The sequence below is a fragment of the Sphingomonas pruni NBRC 15498 genome (assembly GCF_001598455.1).
GTDB classification, from domain to species: Bacteria; Pseudomonadota; Alphaproteobacteria; order Sphingomonadales; family Sphingomonadaceae; genus Sphingomonas; species Sphingomonas pruni.
In genome coordinates, this window is the sequence record NZ_BCYZ01000042.1 from 14,586 (window position 1) to 39,045 (window position 24,460).

The window sequence follows — 24,460 nt, forward strand, 5'->3', positions numbered from 1 at the left end:
CCAAGGGGCCGAGACGCCATGCGAAGGATAGCGATGCGCCTTGCCGCGGGGCTTGCGCTAGCCGTGGCGTCCCCCGTGTACGCGTCCAACCCGATCGTGCCGGGCTGGTATGCCGATCCCGAGATCCGTATCTTCGCCGGGCAATATTGGATCTATCCGACCTATTCGGACGACAGCGGCAAGCCCGAAGCCATGCCGCCGTTCACTGCCTCCCAACGGGCGAAGCGCGCCAAGCCGAAGATCCGTCCGGAATATCTCAAGCAGACGTTTTTCGACGCCTTTTCCTCGCCCGATCTCGTCCATTGGACGCGGCACCGGCACGTGCTCGACGTCGCCAGCATCAAATGGGCGGCCTATGCCGTCTGGGCACCCACGGCGATCGAGCGCGACGGCAAATATTACCTCTTCTTCGGCGCCAACGACATTCAGAGCGACAAGGAGACCGGCGGCATCGGCCTGGCGGTGTCCGACAGCCCGGGCGGCCCGTTCCACGACGCGATCGGCCATCCTTTGGTGTCCGCCTTCCACAATGGGGCGCAGCCGATCGATCCGTTCGTCTATCGCGACGACGATGGCCGGACCTATCTCTATTATGGCGGCTGGGGCCATTGTAACGTCGTCCGGCTGAGCCCCGATCTGAAGTCGGTGGAACCCTATCCGGACGGTACCACGTGGAAGGAAATCACCCCGCCCGGCTATGTCGAGGGTTCCTTCGTGATCAAGCGCAAGGGGATCTATTATCTGATGTGGTCGGAGGGCGGCTGGACCGGCCCCGATTATCGCGTCGCCTATGCGACCGGCAAAAGCCCGCTCGGCCCGTTCAAGCCGATGGGCACCATCCTCGCGCAGGATTTCCGCATCGCCAGCGGCGCGGGACATCATTCGATGGTCAACGTGCCTGGGACCGACGATTGGTACATCGTCTATCATCGTCGGCCGCTCGGCGACGACAATGGCGATCACCGCCAACTCGCGATCGACCGGATGACGTTCAATCCCGACGGGACCATCCAGCCGGTCGTCATGACCAATGAAGGCATCGCGCCGCGGCCACTGCCGGCCATCATGAACAAGGAACGCCGATCGTGATCAGAACCTTTGCCACGCTGATTACCGCCGGTGGATTGTTGTCGTCGCCGATCATCGGTGCGGCGACGCCTGCATACGCCCAGCAGGCTGCGTCGCCGCAGCCCGCGTTGGTCGATCTGATCAACCCGCTGATGGGCACCGACAGCGATCATGCGCTGTCTTATGGCAACACCTATCCGGCGATCGCGGTGCCGTGGGGGATGAATTTCTGGACGCCGGTGACCGGCAAAATGGGCAGCGGCTGGGGCTACACCTATGCCGCGAAAAAGATCAACGGCATCAAGCAGACGCATCAGCCCAGCCCGTGGATGAACGATTATGCCGCGCTCGCGCTGTTCGCCGAGACCGGTCCGCTCAAAATCGAGCAAGAGGATCGCGCCAGCTGGTTCAGCCACAAGGCGGAGGAGGCGCGTCCGTACGGCTACAAGGTCTATCTCGCCGATTACGACGTCACCGCCGAAGTCACGCCGACCGCGCGCGCGGCGCAATTCCGCTTCACTTTCCCCAAGAGTGACGACGCCCACATCCTGATCGACGGCCAGGACGGCGGATCGATGGTGACGATCGATCCGGTGAAGCGGCGGATCACCGGCTATGTCCGCAACAATAGCGGCGGTGTGCCCGACAATTTCCACAATTACTTCGTCGCCGAATTCGACCACGATTTCACCGTCACCCGCACCTGGGACGACAATTACCAGCTTTCCGCCGCCAAAACGCGCGAGGGCGGCCATGTCGGCGCGGTCGTCAGCTTCAAGACCGAGGCGGGCGAGCAGATCGGCGTGAAGGTCGCGTCGTCGTTCATCAGCCCCGAACAGGCCGCGCGCAATCTGGACGCGGAGATCGGCAAGGACGGTTTCGACCAGACCCAGGCCAAGGCGAAGCAGGCCTGGGAAACGCAGCTGGCGCGCGTCCGGGTTGAGGATCCGAACCTCGACAATCGCCGCACCTTCTACTCGGCGCTGTACCGCATGCTGCAATTCCCGCGGATGTTCTACGAGATCGACGCCAAGGGAAAGCCGGTCCATTACAGCCCCTATGACGGCAAGGTCCATGCCGGCTTCATGTACACCGACAACGGCTTCTGGGACACGTGGCGCGCGGTCTTCCCGTTCTTCGCGATGATGTATCCCGAGCGCGACGGCGAGATGATGCAGGGGCTCGTCAACACGGTGAAGGAGGGCGGCTGGCTGCCCGAATGGGCGAGCCCGGGCTATCGCGACGTGATGATCGGCTCGAACTCGGCGAACATCATCGCCGACGCTTATGCCAATGGCGTGCGCGGCTTCGACGCCGAGACGCTGTACCAGGCGATGGTCAAGAACGCGACGACCAGCGCGGGCCGCCCCACCGACAAGAAGGGCGACGTCGTCAGCGCGGTCGGCCGTGAGGGCGTCGAATATTACAATCGGCTCGGCTACGTGCCGTACGATGTCGGCATCAACGAAAATGCCGCGCGGACCCTGGAATATGCGACCGCGGATTTCTCGCTGTCGCGGTTTGCCGCGGCGCTCGGCAAGACCGACGATGCGAATCTCTATGCCGAACGTGCGCAGAATTATCGCAAGCTCTACGATCCGCAGTCCGGCTGGATGCGCGGACGCAACAAGGACGGGTCGTGGGAGACGCCGTTCAACCCGTACAAATGGGGCGATGCCTTCACCGAGGGGAATGCGCTACACTACACCTGGGCGGTGATGCAGGACACGCAGGGCCTGATCGACCTGATGGGCGGCGACAAGAAGTTCGTCGATCGGCTCGACGGCATCTTTACCGCGCCGCCGATCTTCGACGACAGCTATTACGGCACGGTGATCCACGAAACGCGCGAGATGCAGATCGTCAACATGGGCCAATATGCCCATGGCAATCAGCCGATCCAGCACATGATCTATCTCTACGATTGGGCCGGGGCGCCGTGGAAAGCGCAATATCACGTCCGCGACGTGATGAAGCGGCTCTATTCGGCGACTCCCGACGGCTATCCGGGCGACGAGGATAACGGCCAGACCTCGGCCTGGTATGTCTGGTCCGCGCTCGGTTTCTATCCGGTGACGCCGACGGTCGGCCAATATGCGATCGGCAGCCCGCTATTCCGGAACGTCACCTTGACGATGCCGAACGGCAAGACGTTGACCATCGAGGCGGAGAATAACGGCCCTGACAATGTCTATATCCAGTCGGTGACGCTCAACGGCGCGCCGCACGATATAGCCTATGTCACGCGCGAAGCTCTGGCGCAGGGCGGGACGCTGCGGTTCGTGATGGGGCCGACGCCGAATAAGCAATGGGCGAGCACCAAGGCCGCCGCGCCCTTCTCGATGAGCGCGCCCGCCAAGTGACCCGGAGAAAGACGCTGACCCCCAATCGACGCCACATCATGGCCGGAGCCGGCGCCATCGCGCTCAATGCGGCGCTGCCGTTGGCCGCGCGGGCGGCATCGTTCGCCAGCAAGCGCCCGCCACTTGCCAAGCGGCTGTTCACCAGTGCCGCCGTCGAGGCCGAGATCGCGCGGGTGAAGGCCGCCATCGGCGATCCCGAACTCGCCTGGATATTCGAGAATTGCTATCCCAACACGCTCGACACCACGGTCGAGACCGGCTTGGTCGACGGCAAGCCCGACACGTTCGTCATCACCGGCGACATCAAGGCGATGTGGCTGCGCGACAGCTCGGCCCAGGTCCAGCCCTATGTCCATCTCACGCCGCGCGACCCGGCATTGCGGCGCCTGTTCCACGGCCTGATCCAGCGCCAGGCGCGCTGCATTCTGATCGATCCCTATGCCAATGCCTTCATGAAGGACCCGGCGGCCAAGAGCGATCTCGAATGGTCGCAAAAGGACCAGACCGACATGAAGCCCGGCGTCGCCGAGCGGAAATGGGAGATCGACTCGCTTTGCTACCCGATGCGGCTCAGTCACGCTTATTGGACGGCGACGCGCGACAAGTCGCCGTTCGACGATAGCTGGGCGCGCGCGATGAAGCTCGCGGTCGCGACGTTCCGGGTGCAGCAGCGCAAGACCGGGCCGGGGCCGTATCATTTTCAGCGCAGCGCGGCGCAGCCGACCGACTCACTGATCCTCGACGGCTATGGCGCGCCGACCCGGAAGATCGGCCTGATCCATTCGATGTTCCGGCCGTCGGACGATGCCTGCGTCTATCCGTTCCTGATCCCGTCGAACCTGTTTGCGGTGTCGGCGCTCCGCAAGCTGGCCATGGTCCATCGCCAGGCGCGCAACGACGCCGTGGCGGCGCGGGACTGCGAGATGCTAGCGGCCGAGGTCGAGGCCGCGTTGAAAGCCCATGCATTGGTGCCGGACGGACGGGGCGGCCGGGTCTGGGCCTATGAGATCGACGGGTTCGGCAACTGGCTGTTCATGGACGACGCCAACGTTCCGAGCCTGTCGGGCCTTGCCCTGATCGACGCAGCCCGGCGCGACGATCCATTGTTCAGGCGCACCGCCGCTCTCGCCTGGAGTCCGCGCAACCCCTATTTCTTCCGGGGCAAGGCAGCAGAGGGAATCGGCGGCCCGCACGTTGGGATGGACCAGATCTGGCCGATGTCGATCATCACCCACGCTATGAACGCTGATGACGACGCGACGATCATCCGATGCCTGCGCTGGTTGAAGACGACGCATGGCGGCACCGGCTTAATGCACGAATCCTTCGACAAGGATCGCCCGTCGAAGTTCACGCGGTCATGGTTCGCCTGGGCCAATGCCTTGTTCGGCCAGCTGATCGTCGAGCTTGCCGCGCGCAAGCCGGCGATCCTCGCCGGCCGCATCTGACCAATCCGGGAGGGAAGAATAATGATTACCGCCAGCCGCCGCCAGTTGCTCGCCGGCGCCGGTCTTGCCGCGCTCGGCAATGCGATGCCCGGCATAACTTGGGCCGCGCCGCCGGTTGCCGCCAAGGCCGACCTGTTCGTCGGTACGGGCGGGCACGGCCATACCTTCCCCGGGCCGTCGTTACCTTACGGTATGGCGCAGCTGGGGCCGGACACCAACAATATCGGTTGGGACGCGTGTTCGGGCTATCATCGCGACGACCGCTCGATCATGGGCTTCAGCCATACCCATCTGTCGGGCACCGGGATCGGCGACATGCTCGACATATTGGTGGTGCCGACGCGCCAACCGCTGATGCTGCAGCCGGGGCCTGTCGGCGATCCCGACAAGGGCTATCGCCAGCGTTTCTCCGATGAATATGCCGAGCCAGGCTATTATCGCGTTCGGCTGGAATCGGGCGTCCAGGCGGAGTTGACCGTCACCGAGCGCTGCGGCCTCCACCGCTATCGCTTCCCCGGCGGCCCGGCGCACATCCTGATCGATTTCGCCCATGCGATGCTCGACTCGTCGGACAAGGGCGGGCTGATCGAGAATGCCTCGCTGGCAGTGGATTCCGACGGGACGCTGACGGGCAGCCGGACGGTCAACCGTTGGGCAAAGGGGCGGCATATCCATTTCGCGATGCGGCTGTCGCGCAAGCCGGACCGCGTCGAGTTCTTCGGCGACGATGACGTGCCTGCCGCCAAAGGCGCGACCAATGTTGCGGGGAGCAAGCTCAAGGTCGCGCTGTTCTTCGATGATGCCGGCGGCGATCCGATCCTGATCAAGACCGGCCTGTCGGGCGTCGACGTCAAAGGCGCGCGCGACGCACTGGCGGAAATCCCCGGCTGGGATTTCGATGCCGTCCACACCGCCGCGCGATCCGCCTGGGCCCGCGCGCTCAACCGGATACGCGTTTCGGGCGGCACCGAGGCGCAGCGCACGATCATGGCGAGCGCGCTCTATCATGCGCAGCTTGCGCCGACTTTGTTCGCCGATCGCGACGGGCGATATGTCGGGCTCGACCGGCAAGTGCATCAGGTGGCGCAGGGCGAGCGTGCTTACAGCGCCTATTCCTTGTGGGACACCTATCGCGCGCTCCACCCGCTGCTGACGCTGATCAATCGCGATCAGGCGACATTGCTGGTGCACGACCTCATCCGTCAGACGCAGCAAAGCCCCTATGGCCCGCCGGTCTGGACGCTGCAGGGATCGGAGACCGGCTGCATGATCGGCTGGCATTCGGTGTCGGTGCTCGCCGAGGCACACGCCAAGGGGATCGAGGCCGATTACGCCGCCGCCTGGCCCAATATCCGCCGTCGCGCCTTCGATCGCGATTATAAGGATTCCGACGGGTCGCTTGGCCGCGGTTATTATTACGACCTGAATTACATCCCCGCCGACAAGATCTGGGAATCGGTCAGCCGTACCCAGGAATATGCCTATGACGACTGGGCGATGGCGCACCTGGCGGAAGCGGCGGGCGCAAAGGACGACGCGGCCGCCCTGCGCCAGCGCTCGCGCAATTACCGCAACGTCATCGATCCCAATATCGGTTTTGCCCGTCCACGCTTTGCCGACGGCTCGTGGTGGGGCAAGTACGATCCGATCCAACTCGGCCATGATGTGCCCAAGTGGCGCGATTACACCGAAGCCAATGGCTGGCAGGCGACCTTCCTCAATCAGCACGACGTCTACGGCCTGATCGAGCATTTCGGCGGCGATGCCGTATTCGAGGGCAAGCTCGACGCTTTGTTCAACGGTCCATCGACCTTGCCGGCGAACGCGCCGCCCGACATTGCCGGCTTGGTCGGGCAATATGCTCATGGCAACGAGCCCGATCAGCACGTCGCCTATCTCTATGCGTATTGCGGCGCCCCGTGGAAAACCCAGGCGATGGTCCGCCGGCTGCTGACCGAGATGTACAAGGCCGATCCCGACGGTGTGATTGGCAACGACGATTGCGGCCAGATGAGTGCCTGGTTCGTGCTGAGCGCGCTCGGTTTCTATCCGGTCGATCCGGTCAGCGCGATCTATGTGTTCGGGTCGCCGCTGTTCGATGTCGCCGAGGTCGATGTCGGCAATGGCCGGACGCTCACCGTGCGCGCCAACGGTAACGGACCCGACCGTCCGTATGTCCAGTCGGCGCGCTGGCGCGGCAAGCCCTGGACGAAGAACTGGATCGCCCATTCCGAGCTGATCCAGGGCGGCGAGCTCGTTTTCGAAATGGGCGCGCGGCCGTCGCGTTTTGGCGCGGCGAAACGCGACCGGCCGCCGTCATTCGCGCGCGGGCCGGCGTGACCGCCGGGCACGGAGCCCGACTGAGGCGCCCGATAATCTTAGACATTCGAGAGCAGTTTCAATGATGTTTGCGTGGTGTTTGCTGACGATGAACGCGGTGGCTCGATGAGCGCCGAAGAGTCGTCTCCGTTGTTTGCCGGCGTCGAGCTTGGCGGCACGAAATGCGTATGCACGCTGGCCTATGGTCCCGATGCGATCGTCGATCAGCGGACCGTGCCGACCACCTCGCCGTCCGAGACCTTGCCCGCGATCTGCGCGATCCTGTCGGACTGGGAGCAGGGCCACGGCTTCGCCGCGATCGGCATCGCCTCGTTCGGCCCACTCGACCTCGACCCCGATTCCGATCGTTATGGCCGGATCACCAGCACCAACAAGCCGGGATGGTCGGGCGCGGATGTCCGCGGCATCCTGTCTGCGCTCTTTTCCGTGCCGGTCGGGTTCGACACCGACGTCAATGGCGCCGCTTTGGCGGAGATCCGTTGGGGCAGCGGCCAAGGGCTGAGCGACTTCGCCTATGTCACGGTCGGCACCGGTGTCGGCGTCGGCCTGATCGTTCACGGCCGGCCCACGCGCGGCATCGGACACAGCGAATTGGGACATATCCGGGTGCCGCGTCTGCCGATCGATCAGGTGAAGAGCGCATGCTCTTATCATGACGATTGCGTCGAGGGCCTCGCCTCGGGACCGGCACTGCTTGCCCGGCTGGACGGGCGGTCGCCAGCGGATCTGTCGCCCGACGATCCGGTATGGGACCCGATCGTCCACACGCTCGCCGTTATGTGCCATGCATTAGTCTGTGCGACCGGGCCTTATCGGATCGCGATGGGTGGCGGGGTCGTATCGGGCCAGCCGCATTTGCTCGACCGGGTCAACGCGGCGCTGATCGAGAGCCTTGCGGGCTATATGCCTCTCCCCGGCGGCGGCGACTATGTCGTTGCCCCGCGGCTGGGCGATCTCGCCGGTCCGCTCGGCTCGATCGCGCTCGCCGCCAACGCCGCCGGTTGAGAGGGTGTCGGATCAACCGGCCTCGGCCATCCACTGCACGGCATCAGCCCCCGCCGGAATCTCGAGCGGAGCATTGACGTCGGTGGCCGCCTGCCAGACCGCCTGCGCCACGTCGCGCGCGTGCGTCACCGGACCGCTATCCTCTCGGAAATTGGCGATCATTCCCTCGATCAGCGGCTTGTAGTCCGGATTGTCCAGCCCCCGCAGGTGCGGCATCGCATTCTCGCCGAACTCGGTTTCGGGCGAACGTCCGGGGAGCACGATGTGTACGCGCACGCCGAACGGCTCCATCTCGACCGCCAAGCTTTCAGTGAGCGCATTCACCGCCGCTTTGCTCGCGCGATAGACGCTGACCAGCGGCAGGGGCTTGAGCGTCACGGTGGAAGTGACGTTGACGATCACACCAGACCGCCGCGCACGGAACTGCGGAAGCACCGCCTGCAGCATGGCCAGTGTGCCCAACGTGTTGGTCTCGAACAATTGGCGCGCCGTCTCCGGCTCGATCAGCTCGATCGGCACGGCTGCGCCGAATCCCGCATTGTTGACCAGGACGTCGATATCGCCGGCCTTCTCCATCGCGCCGGCGACGCTTGCGGCATCGGTGACGTCGAGCGGCAGGATGATGAGATTGTCGGACGCCGGCAGGATATCGCTCCGGGGCGTGCGCATCGTGGCGATCACCTTCCAGCCGCGATCGAGGAACAATTTCGCCGTTTCGAGGCCGAAACCCGACGAACAGCCGGTGATGAGGACGCTGGGCATGAGATGCTCCGGAAGTGTTGAAGGTGATCCGGAGATGGCTTCGGTGACCGATACCTTCTATGGGTGAACGTCTCAAATAAATTTGCGATAGTCCTGAAATGACCGTGGATCCGCTTGCCGAGATCGTGACCCTGCTCCAGCCGTCGGCCAGCTTCTCCAAGCTGGTCGAATATGCCGGGCGCTGGCGAATCCGCCGCGATGTCGAAGGCAAGCCGGTCTATTTCGCCGTGCTGGAAGGCGAATGCCGCGTGATCGCCGCGAACCAGCCGCCGATCGTCGTGCGCGCCGGCGATTTCGTGCTGTCGCCGTCGACCAACGATCAAACCATCGAGAGCGTCGACGCGCCACCTCACGGGATCGACATGCTGCCGGTCGAACTCGGCGAAGGGCGCTTTCGCGTCGGTCGGCCGGACACGCCGGTCAACCTCAGGATGCAGGTCGGATTGTGCAGCTTCGCGTCGCCCGACGCCGCGCTCCTGGTATCGCTGCTGCCGGCAATGGTGGTGGTGCGCGACGAGCCGCGGCTCGCGACCTTGATGCACTTGGTTGGCGACGAGACCCGTCGATCGCGGCCGGGGCGTGAGCTGGTGCTCGAACGCCTGCTGGAGGTGCTGCTGATCGAAGCGTTGCGCTCTGGCGCCGACACCAGTTCGGTGCCGAGCCTGGCGCGCGGCCTATCCGACGAGCGCGTAGCTGCGGCCTTGCGGGCGATGCATGCGAAGCCGGCTCGCGGCTGGACGGTGGCCGATCTCGCTGCCGAAGCGGCGATGTCGCGCTCGGCCTTTTTCGTCCGATTCAGTCGCGTCGTCGGGCTGCCGCCGATGGAATATCTGCTCGCCTGGCGCATGGCACTTGCCAAACGCTTGCTGCGGTCGCGCGAATTCCCGATTCCGCAGGTCGCCGGCCGCGTAGGCTACGGATCCGCGAGCACGTTCAGCACCGCTTTTGCCCGTTATGTGGGTATGCCGCCGGCGCGCTACGCAAGGGATGGAACGGCCAGCTGATCACGGAGAGGGTGAGCAAGGAGCGCACGAGCAACGCATTGGTGTTGTCAGTCTAGTGCCAATACCGCTCTGAACGATCCCCGGAACACCGCGCCGTCCTATCGCCAGCCGAGCGCAGGGGCGACGTGCCTGAGGATGCTGTCGAGGACGTGGGCGTTATAGTCCACGCCGAGCTGGTTGGGCACGGTCAGCAGCAGCGTGTCGGCTTCGGCGATCGCTTCGTCGGCCTTCAGCTCCTCGATCAGGCGGTCGGGTTCCGCCGCATAGGAGCGGCCGAACACCGCGCGCATATTGTCGATGATCCCAATCTGGTCGCCACCGCCGTCACAGCCGAAATAAGCGCGGTCCTGGTCGTTCATCAGCGCGAAGATCGACCGCGACACTGACACACGAGGCTCGCGGCTGTGGCCGGCCTCCTTCCACGCCGCACGGTAAGCGCGAATCTGCTTTGCCTGCTGGACGTGGAACGGCTCACCTGATTCGTCGGCCTTGAGCGTCGAGCTTTGCAGGTTCATGCCTTTCTGTGCTGCCCAGATCGCGGTGGCGTTCGCCCCCGAACCCCACCAGATGCGGTCGCGCAAGCCGGGGGAGTGCGGCTCCAGCCGCAATAGTCCGGGAGGATTGGGAAACATCGGGCGAGGGTTCGGCCGGGCGAAGCCTTCACCCTTCAACAGTTCGAGGAATACCTCGGCGTGGCGACGCCCCATATCGGCATCGCTCTGGCCCTCTGCCGGCGAATAGCCGAAGTGCCGCCAGCCATCGATGACCTGCTCGGGGGAACCGCGGCTGATCCCGAGCTGCAGACGCCCTCCGCTGATCAGGTCGGAGGAGCCCGCGTCCTCCAGCATGTAGAACGGATTCTCATAGCGCATGTCGATCACGCCGGTGCCGATCTCGATGCGGCTGGTCCTGGCACCGATCGCCGCGAGCAGCGGAAAGGGCGATGCCAGCTGCTGCGCGAAATGGTGCACGCGGAAATAGGCACCGTCGGCGCCAAGCTCCTCGGCGGCGACGGCCAGGTCGATCGATTGCAGCAGGACGTCGCTGGCGGAGCGGGTCGCCGATTGCGGCGAGGCCGACCAATGTCCGAACGAAAGGAAGCCGATTTTCTTCATATGAGAGAGCTGGCGGCCGATCGCCCTAACCGCAAGGCACGCGCGGGAATTTCACCGTTTCCGATCCGAGATCGGGGTTTATCCCAGGTCGCGCACCCAGATGTTACGATAGCTGATTGGCGGGCTGGGGTCGCCATGGGCCTGCAGCTTGATCGGCGCGCGATCATAGGTCTTGTAGCTCGGCTTGCCGATATAGAGCGTCTCTCCCAACAGCGAGACATGGTCCTGGACCAGCACGCCGTTAATGAAGGCGGTGACATGCGCCGGTGTCTTCAACGTCCCCTTCGCGTCGAAAGTCGGCTTGTCCCACACGACGTCCACGCTTTGCCACTCTCCCGGCTTGCGCACCGGATTGGCGAGCGGCGGGAACTGCTTGTAGACCGCGCCGGCCTGGCCGTTGACATACGTGTCGTTCTTGTAGCTGTCCAAGATCTGCAGCTCGTAGCCGGTATCCCCCGCACCGGTAGAGGCCAGGAACAGGCCGCTATTGCCGCGGGCCTGCCCGGTGCCGGTGACATTGGCGGGAATGCGATATTCGAGGTGAAGCTGGTAGCTGCCGAAGGATCGGCGGGTCTGGATGTTGCCCTTGTCCTTCGCCACGGTGGCGATGCCGTCCGCGACAGTCCAGCCAGCCGCCGCGCCATCCTTCACGTTCACCCATTGGTCCAGCGACGTGCCGTCGAACAGGACGATCGCGTCCGACGGCGGCGATGCCGTCTCGCTCTTGCCGGGGGTCACCACCGGCACGGCCGGGGACCAGACTTCTGTGTCCTCCGGCTTCGGCTTGGCGACCTGCGCCATGGCGGCAAACGGGGCCAAAACCAGCAACAGGCTCGTGCCCCGCAGGATCGATTTCATCGCGCTCATCCTTTCGATAGGGTCTCGGTCAGCGGACCGCCACGGCGCCGCGCCGCTCAAGCCAGGGCGCCGGCATGCAGCTGCTTCACCGCATGGTCCACTGCCCGGCACGTCAGCGCCATGAAGGTCAGCGACGGATTGACGCAGGAGATCGAGTTCATCTGCGACCCATCGGTCACGAACAGATTGGCCGCGTCATGCGCCTGGTTCCACTTGTTGAGAACCGAGGTGCGCGGATCGTTGCCCATCCGTGCGCCGCCCATTTCGTGGATCGCCTCGCCGGGAACATGCTCGGATTCGCCGCTGGTCACGTTGACCAGGCCTGCCTGACGCAACATCATCTCTCCCTGCGTGCGGGCATCCGCCATCATGCGCAGTTCATTGTCCCGGAACGTCACGTCGAAGCGCAATTGCGGAATGCCGAACCGGTCGACCCTGGTGGGATGCAGCGAGACGCGATTGTCCTCATAGGGCAGGCATTCGCCAAACGCACCGATCGAGAATTTCCACGGATCGTAGCGGCGCATGCCTTCCTTCATCGCCGCGCCGAAGCCGACCGGCTTGGACGGGCTACGGCTTGCGCCGCCCTGATAGCCATAGCCGCGCTTGAAGCCGACGCCGTCATCCGTGCCGACGTTGCGGAAACGGGGAATGTAAATCGCCCCGGGTCGGCGGCCATATTCGATATATTCCGTCATGCCCGGCACCTCGCCGGTGATGTGCGTGCGGAAGATGTGATCCATGACGTAGCGGCCGAGCGTGCCGCTCGTGTCGAAATAGCTTTTATCCGTTCCCGGCGCGCGGCTGTTCATCAGGATCTGGACCGACGCCATGGCAGACGCGCACAGGAAGACGAGGGGGGCCTTCACCACTTCGGCCTGGCCGGTTTTGGCATCGACGAAGCGGACGCCGGTCACGCGCTTGCACTTGGGATCATATTCCAGGTTCGACACGACCGCATCGGATCGGATGGTGAGGCGGCCGGTCGCGCGCGCCGCCGGCAGCGTGACGGCCTGGGTCGAGAAATAAGCGCCGAACGAGCAGCCGTTGGAGCATTGGTCCCGGAACTGGCATTTGCTGCGATTCTGCTCGGGCTTGTCCTCGGTCATGTTCGAGAGCCGGGCGTTGATCAGCTTCCGGCCGGGGAACGCGCTTTCCAATCGGCCCTTCACCCATTTTTCGGCCACGTTCATCGGCATCGGCGGCTGGAACTCGCTGTCGGGCAGATAAGGCAGGTTCTCGCGCGAGCCGGACACGCCGATATATTTCTCGACATAGGAGTACCAGGGCGCGACATCGTCATAGCGGATCGGCCAATCGCCGCCGATCCCCTCACGCTTGTTGGCCTCGAAATCGGCCGCGCTCCAGCGGAAGCACCAGCGGCCCCAGATCAGCGACTTGCCGCCGACCGCCGCCGGCCGGATCCAGCGGAACTTGCTTCCCTCGTCGGTGACATAGGGGTTCAGCCGGTCGTCATTGTAGAATTGCAGGTTGCTGGTCGACAGATAGCCGTATTTGGCGATGAAATAATCGCTCTCGACGATTGCCTTGGGGACGTCGCCCCGGGCAGGGAGCTCGAAGGCCGGCTTGCCGTCATAGGGATAGCCCGACTGATGTTCGACCATGAAGCCGCGGTCGAGCATCAGGACGCGCAGGCCCTTCTCGGTCAGTTGCTTTGCGGCGAACCCGCCGCTGATCCCCGAACCGATGACGATGGCGTCGTATTTGCTGGTGGATGCCATGGGTAGATGCCTTGAAGAGGGGGATCAGAAGCGCGGCGCGCGCAGATTCCTGAAGCTGGTGGTGATGTCCGGCAGATAGGGGGCGGGTGCTTCGTCATTCTCGACATAGAAATGGCGGACGTCCGATGCGCCGGGCAGCTTGAACAGCCCCGCGAAATCGATCGTGCCGGTGCCGACGGCGGTCATCGTCTTGTCCGCCCGCATGTCCTTGACGTGGAAGGCGTAGAGGCGGCTGCCGAGCCGCGTGATGAGCTTGCTGGCATCCTCGCCGGCGTGAACCGCCCAATAGAGGTCGAGCTCCAGCTTCACCAACGACGGGTCGGTGCCTCCGACCAGGCGATCATAGAGCGAAGTGCCGCCGAAGCTGGTGGTGAACTCGAAATCGTGATTGTGATAAGCAAGGCCGAGCCCCGCATCGCGCGCCTGCTTGGCGAACCGGTTCATATTCTCCACCACGCCGCCGAACCCGGCGTCGGTGCGAAGCTCAGGGGGCAGCCAGGGCATGACGATCGTATCGGCGCCCAGCGTCTTCGCCATCTTCGCGGCATCGGCGAATTTGGTCAGCAGCATGTCATAGGACACGTGAAGCGACGGCGCGGACAGCTGCAGCCGGTCCATCGTCCGGCGCAGCAGCGCGTGGTCCATGCTGTCGTAATTGCCGCCGCCGAACTCGACCTCGCGATAGCCGATACGGGCGACCTTCTCGAGCGTCCCGACCGGGTCGCTCTGGAAGATTTCGCGTACCGTATAGAGCTGCAACCCGACCTTGCGGACCTGCGCGGCGCGCGCGAGACCCGCGATGCTGCTTGCCGCCATTATCGTGCCCATGCTCACAACGAAGGTGCGTCGATCGATCGTCATGCCGTGTAGACCTTGTTGACGTTGGAATAGAGATAGTCGCCGTGATATTCGCCGGGGACGGGCAGATATTCCTGCTCCTGCGTCATCCCGATTTCGGACGTGTAATATCCGGTGATCACGAGCTGCCGGAACGCCACGAAGAAGGGAGCGCCGTCGGCGAATTGCGCGTTCATCGCGGCCGTGAGCAGCGCGTCGAGTTGCTCGGGCGTCGCCTGGGCGGTCGGCACCTTATAGTCCTGAATACACTTGGCCTCGATCGCGTCGAGTCCGGCCAGGATCGGAATCCTCTCCTGGGGAAGCGCCCAATCGGCGAGCAGCTTTTCGATATAGTCGGGCACGCCCGCCTTGATCGCGCCGGGCGTATCGGTCGTCGGAATGACACGTTCGCTTAGTTGCGTCATCAGCGCGCGTTGCGGCGCGGTGAAGACCTGCACGCTTGGCGGCCCTTCGCTGATGACGGGACGCGAATCCTTTCCGACCAGCCCGGCCGCGCGCGCGATCGGCGCGAACAGCGGAGCGCCGAACAAGGCGGCCATGCCGGCAAGGGCGGTTCTACGGTCTATCATTGTGGGCCTCCGGGCCGATGCGAGATCTGGGTGTCGCTCTTCATGCCGCGTCGATCTCCCGATAGGCGGCGATCAGCCGGTCTTCCCCCGCGCGGCCGGCGAGCGAGTTGCCATGCTCCATGCCGATCACGCCGTCGTACCGGCGCCCTTTCAGCCAGCGGACGATGTTGTGGTGGTTGATCTCGCCGGTGCTCGGCTCCAGCCGGCCCGGGTTGTCGCCGAACTGGATATAGGCGATCTCGCTCCAGCAGGTTTCGAGCGTCGGGATCAAATTCCCCGCCTGAATCTGGGCATGATAGAGATCGGCAAGCACCTTGACCGCCGGATTGGCGACGCCCGTGGCGATCGCATAACCCTGCGGGATCGTGCGCATGAAGATGTTGGGGTGGTTGGTGATCGTGTTGAGCGGTTCCATCACCAGGATCAGCCCGTTTTGGGCGGCGATATCGCCCGCGCGCCGCATCACCTCGATGATCCGCGCGGTCTGAATGTCGACCGGCACCTTGGGATCCATGAAACCGGTGACGACGGTCATCCACTTCGCGTCGATCCGCTTGGCGACATCGACGGAGCGGCGGATGTCGGCGAGCATGGCATCCTGCTCGGCGCGGTCGCCCGAGCCCAGCAGCGGCCGATACTGACCCCATTTCGGCATGCTCGCGACCAGCACGCCCATCGTCATGCCGCGCTGCCGCAGCGCCTTGCCCATGGCTTCCTGCTCGGCGACGGGCCGCGCGGCGGCCTCATTGTCTTCCCAGGCGGTGAAGCCCTGATCGGCGGCATAGGCGATCTGCTCGATCAGGCCGCCCCGGCTGGCGAAGCTGCCTTCGTGCGGCGCGAACTTGAGGGCGAAGCGCGCGGCGTTTCGCGATGTCCCGGCCGCACGCGCATAGCTCGCCGCGCCGAGCCCCGCCAGGGTCCCGGCCAGGACGGAGCGGCGGGAGGGTGTCAGGTGTCGCGGCATCTTTTCTATCCTCCGCCTATTTGGCCGTTGCCGTCGTCAGATAGGCGATCACCGCAGCGCGCTTGGCCGGATCGGAGACGCTGATCGGCATCTTCGTGCCCGGAACCTTCTTCATCGGTGCGGCCAGGAATTGGTCGAGCGTCTTGGCATCCCATGTCAGGCCCGACCCCTTCATCGCGGCCGAATAGCTGAAGCCCGGAACGGACCCGGCACGTCGGCCGATCAGGCCGGAGAGATTGGGGCCGATTCCGTTGCGGCCGCCCTTGGTGACCGTATGACAGGCCGTGCACATGCCGAAGGCCTGGGCACCCGCCGGAGTGCTTTGCGCGCCGGACGGTACCGCGAAGACCGCGATGGCTGCCATCAGAGCAGGGGCAGCGGCCAGGCTGTAGATCGACTTCATCAATGCTCTCCTGGAGATAGGGTCCCGGTGACGGTCGCCGCTTGCGGATCGAGGCCCATCAGCGCGCGATTGGCGCTGCGGTCGGTGCCGCTCGACGCGAAATCATCGAAGGCATGGGGAGTGACCCGGATGATATGGTTCTTGATGAACGGCGCACCCTCGCGGGCCCCGTCTTCGGGATGCTTGAGCGCGCATTCCCATTCGAGCACGGCCCAACCCGCAAAGTCGTAGGCCGCCATTTTCGAGAAGATCGCGCCGAAGTCGATCTGGCCGTCGCCCAGCGAGCGGAAGCGGCCGGGGCGGTCCACCCAATTCTGATAGCCGCCATAGACGCCGGATCGCCCGTTCGGCCGGAACTCCGCATCCTTGACGTGGAAGCAACTGATCCGCTCGTGATAGATGTCGAGAAAGGCGAGATAGTCGAGTTGCTGCAGCACGAAATGGCTGGGATCGTAAAGGATCCGGGCGCGCGGATGCTGGTCGACGGTGTCGAGGAACCGCTCGAAGGTTACGCCGTCGTGCAGATCCTCCCCCGGATGGATTTCGAAGGCGCAATCGACGCCGCAATCCTCGAATATGTCGAGGATCGGCCGCCAGCGCTTGCCGAGCTCGGCGAACGCCTCGTCGATCAGCCCGGCGGGGCGTTGCGGCCAGGGATAGAAATAGGGCCAGGCCAGCGCGCCCGAGAAGGTCGCATGCGCGTCGAGCCCCAGCCGTTGGCTGGCCCGCGCGGCGAGCTTCACCTGCTCGACCGCCCAGGCCTGGCGCTCGGCCGGCTTGCCGCGCACCTGCTCGGCGGCGAATCCGTCGAACAGACTGTCATAGGCAGGATGGACCGCCACCAGCTGGCCCTGGAGGTGCGTGGAAAGCTCGCTCGCCACGATGCCGTGCTTGTCGAGCGTGGCGCGGAGATCGTCGCAATAGGCCTGGCTCTCCGCTGCCGTCGCGAGGTCGATCAATTGCGGCGTGCAGGGGATCTGGACCGCCACGAATCCAAGCCCGGCAGCCCATTCCGCCAGATGATCCAGCGTGTCGAACGGCGGCTGATCGGACAGGAACTGGGCCAGGAAGATGCCGGGCCCCTTGATCGTCTTCATCGTGCATCTCCGGGGACGGACATCCAGGCGCGGGCTTCGTTCGAGCGGATCGCGCAATCGATGAAACGCGCGGACCGCAGGCCGTCGTCGATGCCGGGCAGGAGACCGTTCCTGTCGTCCGCGCCGTCGATCATGTCGGCGAAATCCCGGTAGAGCGTCGCAAATGCCTCGATGAAACCCTCCGGATGTCCGCTCGGCAACCGGGTTGCCCCTTGCGCAGCCGAATGCAGGCCCGGCCCTCCGGCATGGATGATCTCGGTCCGCGAGTCCGGCCAGCGCAGGATCAGGTCGCCTGGCGCGTCATGGCACCATTCGAGGCCGCCTTTCTCGCCATAGATGCGCAGGCGCAGCCCGTTGCGTTCTCCCGTGGCGATCTGCGAGGCGGTCAGGACGCCGGGTACGCCACCGGTAAAGTGCAACAGGACGTTGCAGTCGTCGTCGAGCTGCCGCCCTGCGACCACGCGGGGAAGGTCCGCGATCAGTTCCATGGCGCGCAGGCCGCTGACATATTCCGCGAGCTGGAAGGCGTGGACGCCGATATCGCCGATGGCGCCGCCCGTGCCGGCCCGGGCGGGATTCGTCCGCCAGCTCGCCTGGAGATTGTCGCCTTCGATGCGCTCCGACAGCCACCCTTGCGGATAGTCGACCATGATCTTGCGCACCCGGCCGATCGCGCCGTCGGCGATCCGCGCCCGCGCCTCGCGGATCATCGCATAGCCGGTATAGGTGTAGGTGAGCGCGAAGGGGCGGCCCGATCGCGCGACGATCGGAGCCAGCGCCTCGGCCTCGGCCAGGGTCGCGGTCATGGGCTTGTCGCAGATCACCGGGAGACCGGCTTCCAGCGCCGCCTTGGCGATCGCGAAATGGCTGTCGTTCGGCGTCGCGATGGCGATCGCCTGCACGCCGTCGTCGCGTCCGCGCTCGCCCGCGATCAAACCCTCGATGCCGTCATAGGCCCGCTCTTCCGCGAGACCCCATCGGGCGGCCTGCTGGCGAGACTTCTCCAGTGTCCGGCTGAAGGCGCCGGCAGCCAGTACGAAGCGCGCGTCGAGGCAAGCGGCCATACGATGCACCGGGCCGATGAAGCTGCCTGGGCCGCCGCCGACCAATCCGAGCCTGAGAATTTTCTGGGTCATCGAAAATCCGTCCCGGACCGTCAGGGGAGCACGGGCGCGGCCGCGCCGGACTGCTCGTCCTGGGGTGGAGCCAGCTTCTCGCGGAAGGCGAGGGCGAAGAGTACCATCGCGACGAAGGCGATCACCGCCGGCACCATCCAGATCGCGCGCCAGTCGTGACTGCCGTCGGCATTGGCGTTCAGGCCGTAGACCAAGCCGGCGATATTGGAGCCGATCACGATGCCGATGCCCTGAGTGATCAGGTTGAAGAAGGATTGCGCGCGGGATCGAGCCTCGGCGTCGAACTTGCGATCGACATAGATCTGCCCCGACACGATCAGGAAGTCGTAGCAGATGCCGTGGATGATGATGCCGAGCAGCACCATCGGCATGATCGCGGTCGAGCCCTGGTAGCCGAATCCGAACAACAGGAAGCGAACCGCCCAGGCGCCCATTCCGACCACCAGCACCCATTTGATGCCCAGCCGGAGGAGCACGAACGGCAGGCTGACCAGGATCAGGGACTCGAAGATCTGCCCCGCCGTTTGGATGCCGGTCGCCTCGATCCGCGTCCCGAACAATGTCAGGTGCAGGTCCTTGTCGGCGAAGAAGGTGTTGCCATAGGCATCGTAGAAGCTTCTCGGCGTCATCAGCGCCAGGGTGCAGGCGATGAAGACCCAGAACGCCGCCTCGCGATGGCGCAGGATGACGTCCAGTCCCAGCACCGCCGAAGGGCTGACGATCCGCCCGCGGGCGCGCGGCGGGGTGTTCGGCAGGGTGAGGGCATAGAGGCCGAGTGCGATATAGACGATCGCCGCCATCCGCATCGGCAGAGCGGTTTGCGCCGCTCCGGCGATCACGCCGACCAGCAGGCCTGCCACGATCCAGCCGATCGTGCCCCACACCCGGACGCCCGGAAACTCCTTGGCGATATCGGTCATCGAGTTGAACGCGATCGCGGTCGCGAGGGGAATGGTCGATGCGTAGAACAGGAAATGGAGCAGGCAGCCGAACAGGAAGAGCGACGGCGAAGTCTGGATGGTGGACAGCCAGAATAGCGCGACGCCCGCGCAGATCGACAGGATGCTCAACAGCTTCTCGGCCGCCATGAAGCGGTCCGCGATCATCCCGACGAACAAAGTGGAGGCGATCGTCGCGATACCGACCATGCCATAGGCAGCGCCGATGATCGTGTCGAAATGCAGGCCCTTGCTCATATAAGTGCTGAGCGGAACGAGCCAGACGCCCCACGCGAAATATTGCGCGAACATCATGATCGACAGCCGCAATTTGACCATGTGCAGCACCCCTTCAGAGCCAAGGCATGACCTTGGCGACCTCTCACCCGGCAGGAATCTGGCGATTAGAGAAAAACGCCACCCGTTACCGTCACTTGCCTCGATCTTCGCCGAGTCCTCGATTAGGTAAAACAATCATGAGATCGATCTCATTGCAAGCGCAAAAATCTGACGGGGGCATGCGCGCTGGGTCAGGAAGGGGTCGACGATTGCCTGGGGACGGAGCCCATGCTTTGCCGGGCGATGATCTCATAGGGGAGGGTGGCATAGACCGGCTGGGTCTGCCGACCGCCCAATATGTCGAGCAACAGCTCGACCGTCTTCCGACCGATTTCCGCCATCGGCTGGCGCACGGTGGCAAGCGGCGGATCGACATAGCGCGCCATCTGGATGTCGTCGAAGCCGACGACCGAGACGTCGTTCGGGCATGAAATTCCGAGGGACCGCGCCGCCGCCAAGGTCCCGATCGCCATCTCGTCGCTGAAGCAGAAAATGGCGGTGGGGCGTGGCGCGCGCGAGAACAGAGCCATCGCCGCGCGACGACCGGATTCGATGGAGAAGTCGCCATTCTCGATCACGAGGTGGGCGGCCAGGCCCTGATCCTCCGCCGCCTTCTGCGCGCCGGCCAGGCGATCCCGGGTCAGCGGACTGTCGGCGGGTCCGATGATGACCGCGACGTCGCGATGGCCCAGTCGATAGAGCGATTGCATGACATCATAGCCCGCACCCGCATTGTCGATATGGGCGCTCGACACGCCAAGCGATGGCGTGAACTCGCAGCCGTTGACGATCGGCGCCCGGCTGCCGTCGCGTTCGAGGATGGTCGCCAGGACCGTGGGCAGGCGGTGCCCGAGGAAGATGATGCCGTCCGCCTCTCGGCGATTGAGCATGTCGGCATATTGTTCCTCGCGCTCGCGCTCGTTGCGCGTATCGCCCAGCAGGACCGCATAGCCCGCTTTCTGCGCCGCTTCCTCGACGCCGCGAATGACGCGCGAGAAGAAGGGATTGGAGATGTCCGGGACGGTCACGATGATCCGGCCGGTGCGAGTGGTGCGCAGGCTCGCCGCCACCGAATTGCGGCTATAGCCAAGCTCCTGCACCGCCTTCAGCACGCGGTGCCGCGTGGCTTCCGCGACCAATTCGGGCGCCGACAGCACGCGGGCGGCCGTTGCTCTCGAGACGCCGGCGGCCTGCGCGACGTCGCGAATAGTTGTCATGGGAAGGGAATATCGAGAGCGATGGCCGCAACGCGACGATCTGGCTGAGCAATGAGCAGTCCGTGGCAAACCATCACGGTACATTTGCGATCGGCCGTTCAATTGACAAGCCCCCATCGCCGCCGGGCAATTTCGATCTTTCGGCCATCGCGTTGCCCGGTCCGCAAAACCGTCGGCCGAACGGTTTGCGGCATCCGACGGCCCCGCAACACAAGAGGCCGGCCCCTTTCGGGACCGGCCTCCGCCCTCATACGCTACGCGAGGGGACCGTCTCTCCCGGATACGCTACGCGGGAGAACTCGACTGTTCGGGATTAGCGGCGGCAGTAACCGGGGCGATCCGAGCGATCGATCGCGCGGCCGGCCAGGGCGCCTACGCCGGCGCCAAGGATGGTGCCGATCGTGCGGTCGCCACGTCCTGCCACCGTGTTGCCGAGCAGGCCGCCGGCGATCGCGCCGACGATCGTGCCGCCATCGCCATCATTGCACTTCTGGCGCGCACGATAGCTGCGGTCATAGCCACGGTAGCTGCGATCGTATCCGCGATAGCTGCGGTTGTAGCCGTCATAATAGCCGCCGCGGTTGTAGCCGTCGTTGTACGACCGATCATAGCCGTACCGCTGCGCCTGCGCCGGGGCGAGGGGAACCACGGCACCGGCAGTCATCGCGAGCGCGGCGCCAACGAGCGAAAGTGTCTTCAGCATGGGTTGTCTCCGTCTCAAAAATTCATCCGTCGATCGGTCGCGGGCTCCGGCGATTTCCGTCTGCCCATTCCGTGTCGATGAATGCGTTTTGCCCGAGTCGCATTGAGCCAAGGCTGAATGCGTCCGTTATCCGCGGTTCAGGCTGGCGGGCGGCGCCGGGGCGGCTATGAGAGATCGCGATGCGCCGCCGCACCCGCTATTCCCTGATGCTCGTGCTGGCGCTGTTGTGTCAGTGGAGCGGTACCCCCGAGCGGCCGATGCTGGGGCGCGTGCCCGACCTGACCGCAACGCCCGTGCTGCTCGATCCCGCCGATCCGAAGCATGTCAAAGTCGGGGCGCTCACCTTTATCGGCGGCGTCGACCTGACCAGCCGCGATCTCGCGTTCGGCGGCTATTCGTCGATGACGATCGACCATGGGCTGTTCACCCTGCTCAGCGACGGGGGGACGATCGTACGATTCCGGATCGACGAGCGATTTCGGCTGAGTGCGCGTGCGTTCGGCGATTTGCCCGTGGGGCCGGGGAACGGCTGGCGAAAGGAAGAGCGCGACAGCGAATCGATGACCCGCGACCCGTCGAGCGGCCAGGTCTGGGTAGGCTATGAAGGGTATAATCAGATCTGGCGCTATTCGCCCGGGCTGACCTTGCCCGCGCAAATGGTCGCGCCGCGTCCGATGGCCGATTGGTCGGTGAACGGGGGCGCAGAATCGATGGTGCGGCTGCACGACGGGCGCTTTCTGGTGATCGCCGAGACCAACCGTCGCTTGCCGAGCCAGGCGCGCAGCGCGCTGATCTTCGACCGCGATCCGATCGAGAGGCCGTTAAAGGGGTTCGAGTTCGGTTACCTGCCGCCCGAAGGCTATGACCCTTCGGACGCGACCGAGTTGCCCGACGGCCGCGTGTTGATCCTCAACCGCCGGCTCGACCTACCCTTTCGGTGGAGCGTCGTGCTGACCCTGATCGATCCGCGTCATATCCGCCCCGGAGTCACGATTCGCGGGCGCGAGATCGCCCGGCTGGCGCCGCCGCTGACGGTCGACAATTTCGAAGGGCTGGCGATCACCCGGGAAAACGGCGCGACGATGGTCTGGATGGTCAGCGACGACAATCTGCTGATCCTGCAGCGGACGCTGCTGATGAAGTTCCGGCTGGATCTATAGCAGCGATCGTCCACCGAACGCCTACGCACCTCGCAGAAACGGCTCCGGCCCGCTCTCCGCCGGGGAGAGCGAGCCGGTGGCGATTCGCTGGGGGTCCGGGCGGGCCGGACCGGCGCGATTACGCGGCCTGGGTTTCGCCCAGCTTCTTCTTGACGTCGCGCTTCAGGCGCCGCGCGCGCAGCGAAAGATCCTCGTCGCTGGTCTTGATCAGCCAGTTGTCGAGACCGCCGACATGCTCGACCGAGCGAATGCCGTGCGTCGACACGCGCAGCCTGACGCTGGTGCCCAGCGCGTCCGACAGCAAGGTGACGTTCTGCAAATTGGGCAGGAACGTCCGCTTGGTCTTGTTGTTGGCGTGGGAAACGTTGTGACCCACCTGCCGGCCCTTGCCGGTCAGCTCGCAAATGCGCGACATCGCTATCAATCCTGAGTTTCGGGCCAAGACGAACCTGACCCCGGAAAGGTGGCGCCGATAGCGTCTGTCGGTCGGCGGGTCAACAGATTCGCGCTTTTCCGTGCAACCTGCTCTTGTGACGGAACGTTGATTACGCGAACGATTCGATTTCTAGGAGACGGTTATAATGCGCTTCCTGCTCGCTCTGGTCGGCATCGCCGCCCTCATCCTGATCGCGCTATTGGCCTTTGGAATGATCTCGATCAACGGTCGGCCGGGCTCGCTGCCGACCGTCAAGCTGGAAGGTGGGCAAGCGCCCCAGGTCAACGCCAATATGGCGACGGTCAATTTCGGCACCGAAAACAAGACGGTAGAGGTCCCGACGGTGACCACCACCAGCAAGACGATCAAGGTGCCGACGATCCATGTCGACAAGCCCGGTACGCCTCCGGCCAATTCGGCGGCGCCGCAATAGCCGGGTTCCAGCTGCCTCAGCCGATGCGTGCCGCTCTCGATGCGGCCGCCGCCGCCGCGACGATGGGGGAAGTCCCCGTCGGCGCGGTGGTTGTATTGGACGGCCGCGTCATCGCCACCGCCGCCAACGCGCCGCGCACGCGTCACGACCCCACCGCGCATGCCGAGATGCTGGCGATTCGCGCCGCCGCCGAAGCGATCGGCGACGACCGCCTGAGCGATTGCGATCTGTGGGTGACGCTGGAGCCCTGCGCGATGTGCGCCGGGGCGATCGCCCATGCGCGAATCGCTAGGCTCTATTACGGCGCGCCGGATCCCAAGGGCGGCGCGGTCGAGCACGGCCCGCGCCTGTTCGCGCAACCGACGGTGCACCATCGGCCGGAAATCTATCCCGGGATCGGCGAGGAGGAAGCTGCGCGGCTGTTGCGCGATTTCTTTGCGATCCGGCGAGGTGGCGGGATGTAACTCCCCTCCCGCTTGCGGGAGGGGCGGGGGGGGGGGGG

Annotated in this window: 23 protein-coding genes; 9 read left to right on the plus strand and 14 right to left on the minus strand. The window is 64.8% G+C overall.

The window, feature by feature from the left end; all coding sequences use genetic code 11:
- Positions 1–75: 75 nt before the first annotated feature.
- The 5 genes from SPR01S_RS13105 to SPR01S_RS13125 all read left to right on the plus strand — a co-directional run bounded on the left by SPR01S_RS13105 (position 76) and on the right by SPR01S_RS13125 (position 8,224).
- The gene (locus SPR01S_RS13105) at positions 76–1,089 is read left to right on the plus strand and encodes a glycoside hydrolase family 43 protein (RefSeq protein ID WP_245661998.1); all 1,014 of its coding nucleotides are present in this window, start codon (positions 76–78) and stop codon (positions 1,087–1,089) included.
- A 50-nt stretch (positions 1,090–1,139) separates the two neighbouring features.
- Entirely contained in the window at positions 1,140–3,431 is a 2,292-nt protein-coding gene (locus tag SPR01S_RS13110) for a GH92 family glycosyl hydrolase (protein WP_439646734.1), read from the plus strand.
- A gap of 38 nt (positions 3,432–3,469) precedes the next feature.
- Entirely contained in the window at positions 3,470–4,879 is a 1,410-nt protein-coding gene (locus tag SPR01S_RS13115; RefSeq protein ID WP_066590313.1) for a glycoside hydrolase family 125 protein, read from the plus strand.
- A 21-nt stretch (positions 4,880–4,900) separates the two neighbouring features.
- Positions 4,901–7,219 carry a GH92 family glycosyl hydrolase gene (locus SPR01S_RS13120; RefSeq protein WP_066590292.1) on the plus strand — a complete coding sequence of 773 codons (2,319 nt, stop codon included), beginning with the start codon at positions 4,901–4,903 and terminating at the stop codon, positions 7,217–7,219.
- A 105-nt stretch (positions 7,220–7,324) separates the two neighbouring features.
- Positions 7,325–8,224 carry an ROK family protein gene (locus SPR01S_RS13125; protein ID WP_174531895.1) on the plus strand — a complete coding sequence of 300 codons (900 nt, stop codon included), beginning with the start codon at positions 7,325–7,327 and terminating at the stop codon, positions 8,222–8,224.
- Positions 8,225–8,236: 12 nt separating this feature from the next.
- On the opposite strand, the gene SPR01S_RS13130 is transcribed toward SPR01S_RS13125, so the two are convergent.
- A complete protein-coding gene (locus SPR01S_RS13130) occupies positions 8,237–8,986 on the minus strand; it encodes an SDR family oxidoreductase (RefSeq protein ID WP_066590293.1) in 750 nt (249 codons plus the stop codon).
- Between the two features lie 98 nt (positions 8,987–9,084).
- Here SPR01S_RS13130 and SPR01S_RS13135 point away from each other — a divergent pair, with 98 nt between their 5' ends.
- A complete protein-coding gene (locus SPR01S_RS13135) occupies positions 9,085–9,990 on the plus strand; it encodes an AraC family transcriptional regulator (protein ID WP_066590294.1) in 906 nt (301 codons plus the stop codon).
- Between the two features lie 98 nt (positions 9,991–10,088).
- Here the strand turns inward: SPR01S_RS13135 and SPR01S_RS13140 are convergent, their stop codons facing one another.
- From SPR01S_RS13140 to SPR01S_RS13195, 12 genes are all read right to left on the minus strand, one after another.
- Complete coding sequence (locus SPR01S_RS13140) at positions 10,089–11,105, minus strand: LLM class flavin-dependent oxidoreductase (protein WP_066590295.1); 1,017 nt, start codon at positions 11,103–11,105, stop codon at positions 10,089–10,091.
- Between the two features lie 78 nt (positions 11,106–11,183).
- Positions 11,184–11,963, minus strand: coding sequence for a 3-keto-disaccharide hydrolase (locus tag SPR01S_RS13145; protein ID WP_218016757.1), 780 nt, complete (start codon positions 11,961–11,963; stop codon positions 11,184–11,186).
- Positions 11,964–12,019: 56 nt separating this feature from the next.
- Positions 12,020–13,705, minus strand: coding sequence for a GMC oxidoreductase (locus SPR01S_RS13150; RefSeq protein ID WP_066590297.1), 1,686 nt, complete (start codon positions 13,703–13,705; stop codon positions 12,020–12,022).
- A gap of 24 nt (positions 13,706–13,729) precedes the next feature.
- Positions 13,730–14,566 (minus strand): sugar phosphate isomerase/epimerase family protein, encoded by an 837-nt coding sequence (locus SPR01S_RS13155; RefSeq protein WP_066590298.1) that lies wholly within the window; start codon positions 14,564–14,566, stop codon positions 13,730–13,732.
- On the minus strand, positions 14,563–15,132 hold the full coding sequence (locus SPR01S_RS13160; RefSeq protein WP_066590299.1) for a gluconate 2-dehydrogenase subunit 3 family protein: 570 nt from the start codon (positions 15,130–15,132) through the stop codon (positions 14,563–14,565). The genes SPR01S_RS13155 and SPR01S_RS13160 overlap by 4 nt, the downstream gene beginning before the upstream one ends.
- A 40-nt stretch (positions 15,133–15,172) precedes the next feature.
- Positions 15,173–16,096 carry a hydroxypyruvate isomerase family protein gene (locus SPR01S_RS13165; RefSeq protein ID WP_066590300.1) on the minus strand — a complete coding sequence of 308 codons (924 nt, stop codon included), beginning with the start codon at positions 16,094–16,096 and terminating at the stop codon, positions 15,173–15,175.
- 16 nt (positions 16,097–16,112) lie between these two features.
- Positions 16,113–16,499 carry a c-type cytochrome gene (locus SPR01S_RS13170; RefSeq protein WP_066590301.1) on the minus strand — a complete coding sequence of 129 codons (387 nt, stop codon included), beginning with the start codon at positions 16,497–16,499 and terminating at the stop codon, positions 16,113–16,115.
- Positions 16,499–17,596 carry a sugar phosphate isomerase/epimerase family protein gene (locus SPR01S_RS13175; RefSeq protein ID WP_066590302.1) on the minus strand — a complete coding sequence of 366 codons (1,098 nt, stop codon included), beginning with the start codon at positions 17,594–17,596 and terminating at the stop codon, positions 16,499–16,501. Before SPR01S_RS13175 ends, SPR01S_RS13170 begins: the two co-directional genes overlap by 1 nt.
- Complete coding sequence (locus SPR01S_RS13180) at positions 17,593–18,732, minus strand: Gfo/Idh/MocA family protein (RefSeq protein WP_066590303.1); 1,140 nt, start codon at positions 18,730–18,732, stop codon at positions 17,593–17,595. The genes SPR01S_RS13175 and SPR01S_RS13180 overlap by 4 nt, the downstream gene beginning before the upstream one ends.
- A gap of 20 nt (positions 18,733–18,752) precedes the next feature.
- Positions 18,753–20,009: an MFS transporter gene (locus tag SPR01S_RS13185; RefSeq protein ID WP_066590304.1), complete on the minus strand. Its 1,257-nt coding sequence runs from the start codon at positions 20,007–20,009 to the stop codon at positions 18,753–18,755.
- Positions 20,010–20,200: 191 nt separating this feature from the next.
- The gene (locus SPR01S_RS13190; RefSeq protein WP_066590305.1) at positions 20,201–21,226 is read right to left on the minus strand and encodes a LacI family DNA-binding transcriptional regulator; all 1,026 of its coding nucleotides are present in this window, start codon (positions 21,224–21,226) and stop codon (positions 20,201–20,203) included.
- A gap of 313 nt (positions 21,227–21,539) precedes the next feature.
- Positions 21,540–21,929, minus strand: coding sequence for a glycine zipper 2TM domain-containing protein (locus tag SPR01S_RS13195; RefSeq protein ID WP_066590306.1), 390 nt, complete (start codon positions 21,927–21,929; stop codon positions 21,540–21,542).
- 179 nt (positions 21,930–22,108) lie between these two features.
- On the opposite strand from SPR01S_RS13195, the gene SPR01S_RS13200 reads away from it, so the two are divergent.
- Positions 22,109–23,089, plus strand: coding sequence for an esterase-like activity of phytase family protein (locus SPR01S_RS13200; RefSeq protein WP_066590307.1), 981 nt, complete (start codon positions 22,109–22,111; stop codon positions 23,087–23,089).
- A 118-nt stretch (positions 23,090–23,207) separates the two neighbouring features.
- On the opposite strand, the gene rpmB is transcribed toward SPR01S_RS13200, so the two are convergent.
- Positions 23,208–23,504: a 50S ribosomal protein L28 gene (gene rpmB, locus SPR01S_RS13205; protein WP_066590308.1), complete on the minus strand. Its 297-nt coding sequence runs from the start codon at positions 23,502–23,504 to the stop codon at positions 23,208–23,210.
- A gap of 166 nt (positions 23,505–23,670) precedes the next feature.
- Here rpmB and SPR01S_RS13210 point away from each other — a divergent pair, with 166 nt between their 5' ends.
- Positions 23,671–23,958, plus strand: a complete 288-nt coding sequence (locus tag SPR01S_RS13210) for a hypothetical protein (RefSeq protein ID WP_066590309.1) — start codon at positions 23,671–23,673, stop codon at positions 23,956–23,958.
- Between the two features lie 23 nt (positions 23,959–23,981).
- Positions 23,982–24,422, plus strand: coding sequence for a nucleoside deaminase (locus tag SPR01S_RS13215; RefSeq protein ID WP_066590310.1), 441 nt, complete (start codon positions 23,982–23,984; stop codon positions 24,420–24,422).
- The last annotated feature ends 38 nt before the right edge of the window (positions 24,423–24,460 follow it).

Coding starts and splice junctions, on each gene's coding strand:
- SPR01S_RS13115 (WP_066590313.1), top strand. CDS start 3,470: ATGGCCGGAGCCGGCGCCATCGCGCTCAATGCGGCGCTGCCGTTGGCC.
- SPR01S_RS13135 (WP_066590294.1), top strand. CDS start 9,085: ATGACCGTGGATCCGCTTGCCGAGATCGTGACCCTGCTCCAGCCGTCG.
- SPR01S_RS13190 (WP_066590305.1), bottom strand. CDS start 21,226: ATGACAACTATTCGCGACGTCGCGCAGGCCGCCGGCGTCTCGAGAGCA.
- rpmB (WP_066590308.1), bottom strand. CDS start 23,504: ATGTCGCGCATTTGCGAGCTGACCGGCAAGGGCCGGCAGGTGGGTCAC.
- SPR01S_RS13175 (WP_066590302.1), bottom strand. CDS start 17,596: ATGAAGACGATCAAGGGGCCCGGCATCTTCCTGGCCCAGTTCCTGTCC.
- SPR01S_RS13195 (WP_066590306.1), bottom strand. CDS start 21,929: ATGCTGAAGACACTTTCGCTCGTTGGCGCCGCGCTCGCGATGACTGCC.
- SPR01S_RS13125 (WP_174531895.1), top strand. CDS start 7,325: ATGAGCGCCGAAGAGTCGTCTCCGTTGTTTGCCGGCGTCGAGCTTGGC.
- SPR01S_RS13145 (WP_218016757.1), bottom strand. CDS start 11,963: ATGAAATCGATCCTGCGGGGCACGAGCCTGTTGCTGGTTTTGGCCCCG.
- SPR01S_RS13150 (WP_066590297.1), bottom strand. CDS start 13,705: ATGGCATCCACCAGCAAATACGACGCCATCGTCATCGGTTCGGGGATC.
- SPR01S_RS13215 (WP_066590310.1), top strand. CDS start 23,982: ATGCGTGCCGCTCTCGATGCGGCCGCCGCCGCCGCGACGATGGGGGAA.
- SPR01S_RS13160 (WP_066590299.1), bottom strand. CDS start 15,132: ATGATAGACCGTAGAACCGCCCTTGCCGGCATGGCCGCCTTGTTCGGC.
- SPR01S_RS13200 (WP_066590307.1), top strand. CDS start 22,109: ATGCGCCGCCGCACCCGCTATTCCCTGATGCTCGTGCTGGCGCTGTTG.
- SPR01S_RS13170 (WP_066590301.1), bottom strand. CDS start 16,499: ATGAAGTCGATCTACAGCCTGGCCGCTGCCCCTGCTCTGATGGCAGCC.
- SPR01S_RS13210 (WP_066590309.1), top strand. CDS start 23,671: ATGCGCTTCCTGCTCGCTCTGGTCGGCATCGCCGCCCTCATCCTGATC.
- SPR01S_RS13140 (WP_066590295.1), bottom strand. CDS start 11,105: ATGAAGAAAATCGGCTTCCTTTCGTTCGGACATTGGTCGGCCTCGCCG.
- SPR01S_RS13155 (WP_066590298.1), bottom strand. CDS start 14,566: ATGACGATCGATCGACGCACCTTCGTTGTGAGCATGGGCACGATAATG.
- SPR01S_RS13120 (WP_066590292.1), top strand. CDS start 4,901: ATGATTACCGCCAGCCGCCGCCAGTTGCTCGCCGGCGCCGGTCTTGCC.
- SPR01S_RS13185 (WP_066590304.1), bottom strand. CDS start 20,009: ATGGTCAAATTGCGGCTGTCGATCATGATGTTCGCGCAATATTTCGCG.
- SPR01S_RS13130 (WP_066590293.1), bottom strand. CDS start 8,986: ATGCCCAGCGTCCTCATCACCGGCTGTTCGTCGGGTTTCGGCCTCGAA.
- SPR01S_RS13180 (WP_066590303.1), bottom strand. CDS start 18,732: ATGACCCAGAAAATTCTCAGGCTCGGATTGGTCGGCGGCGGCCCAGGC.
- SPR01S_RS13165 (WP_066590300.1), bottom strand. CDS start 16,096: ATGCCGCGACACCTGACACCCTCCCGCCGCTCCGTCCTGGCCGGGACC.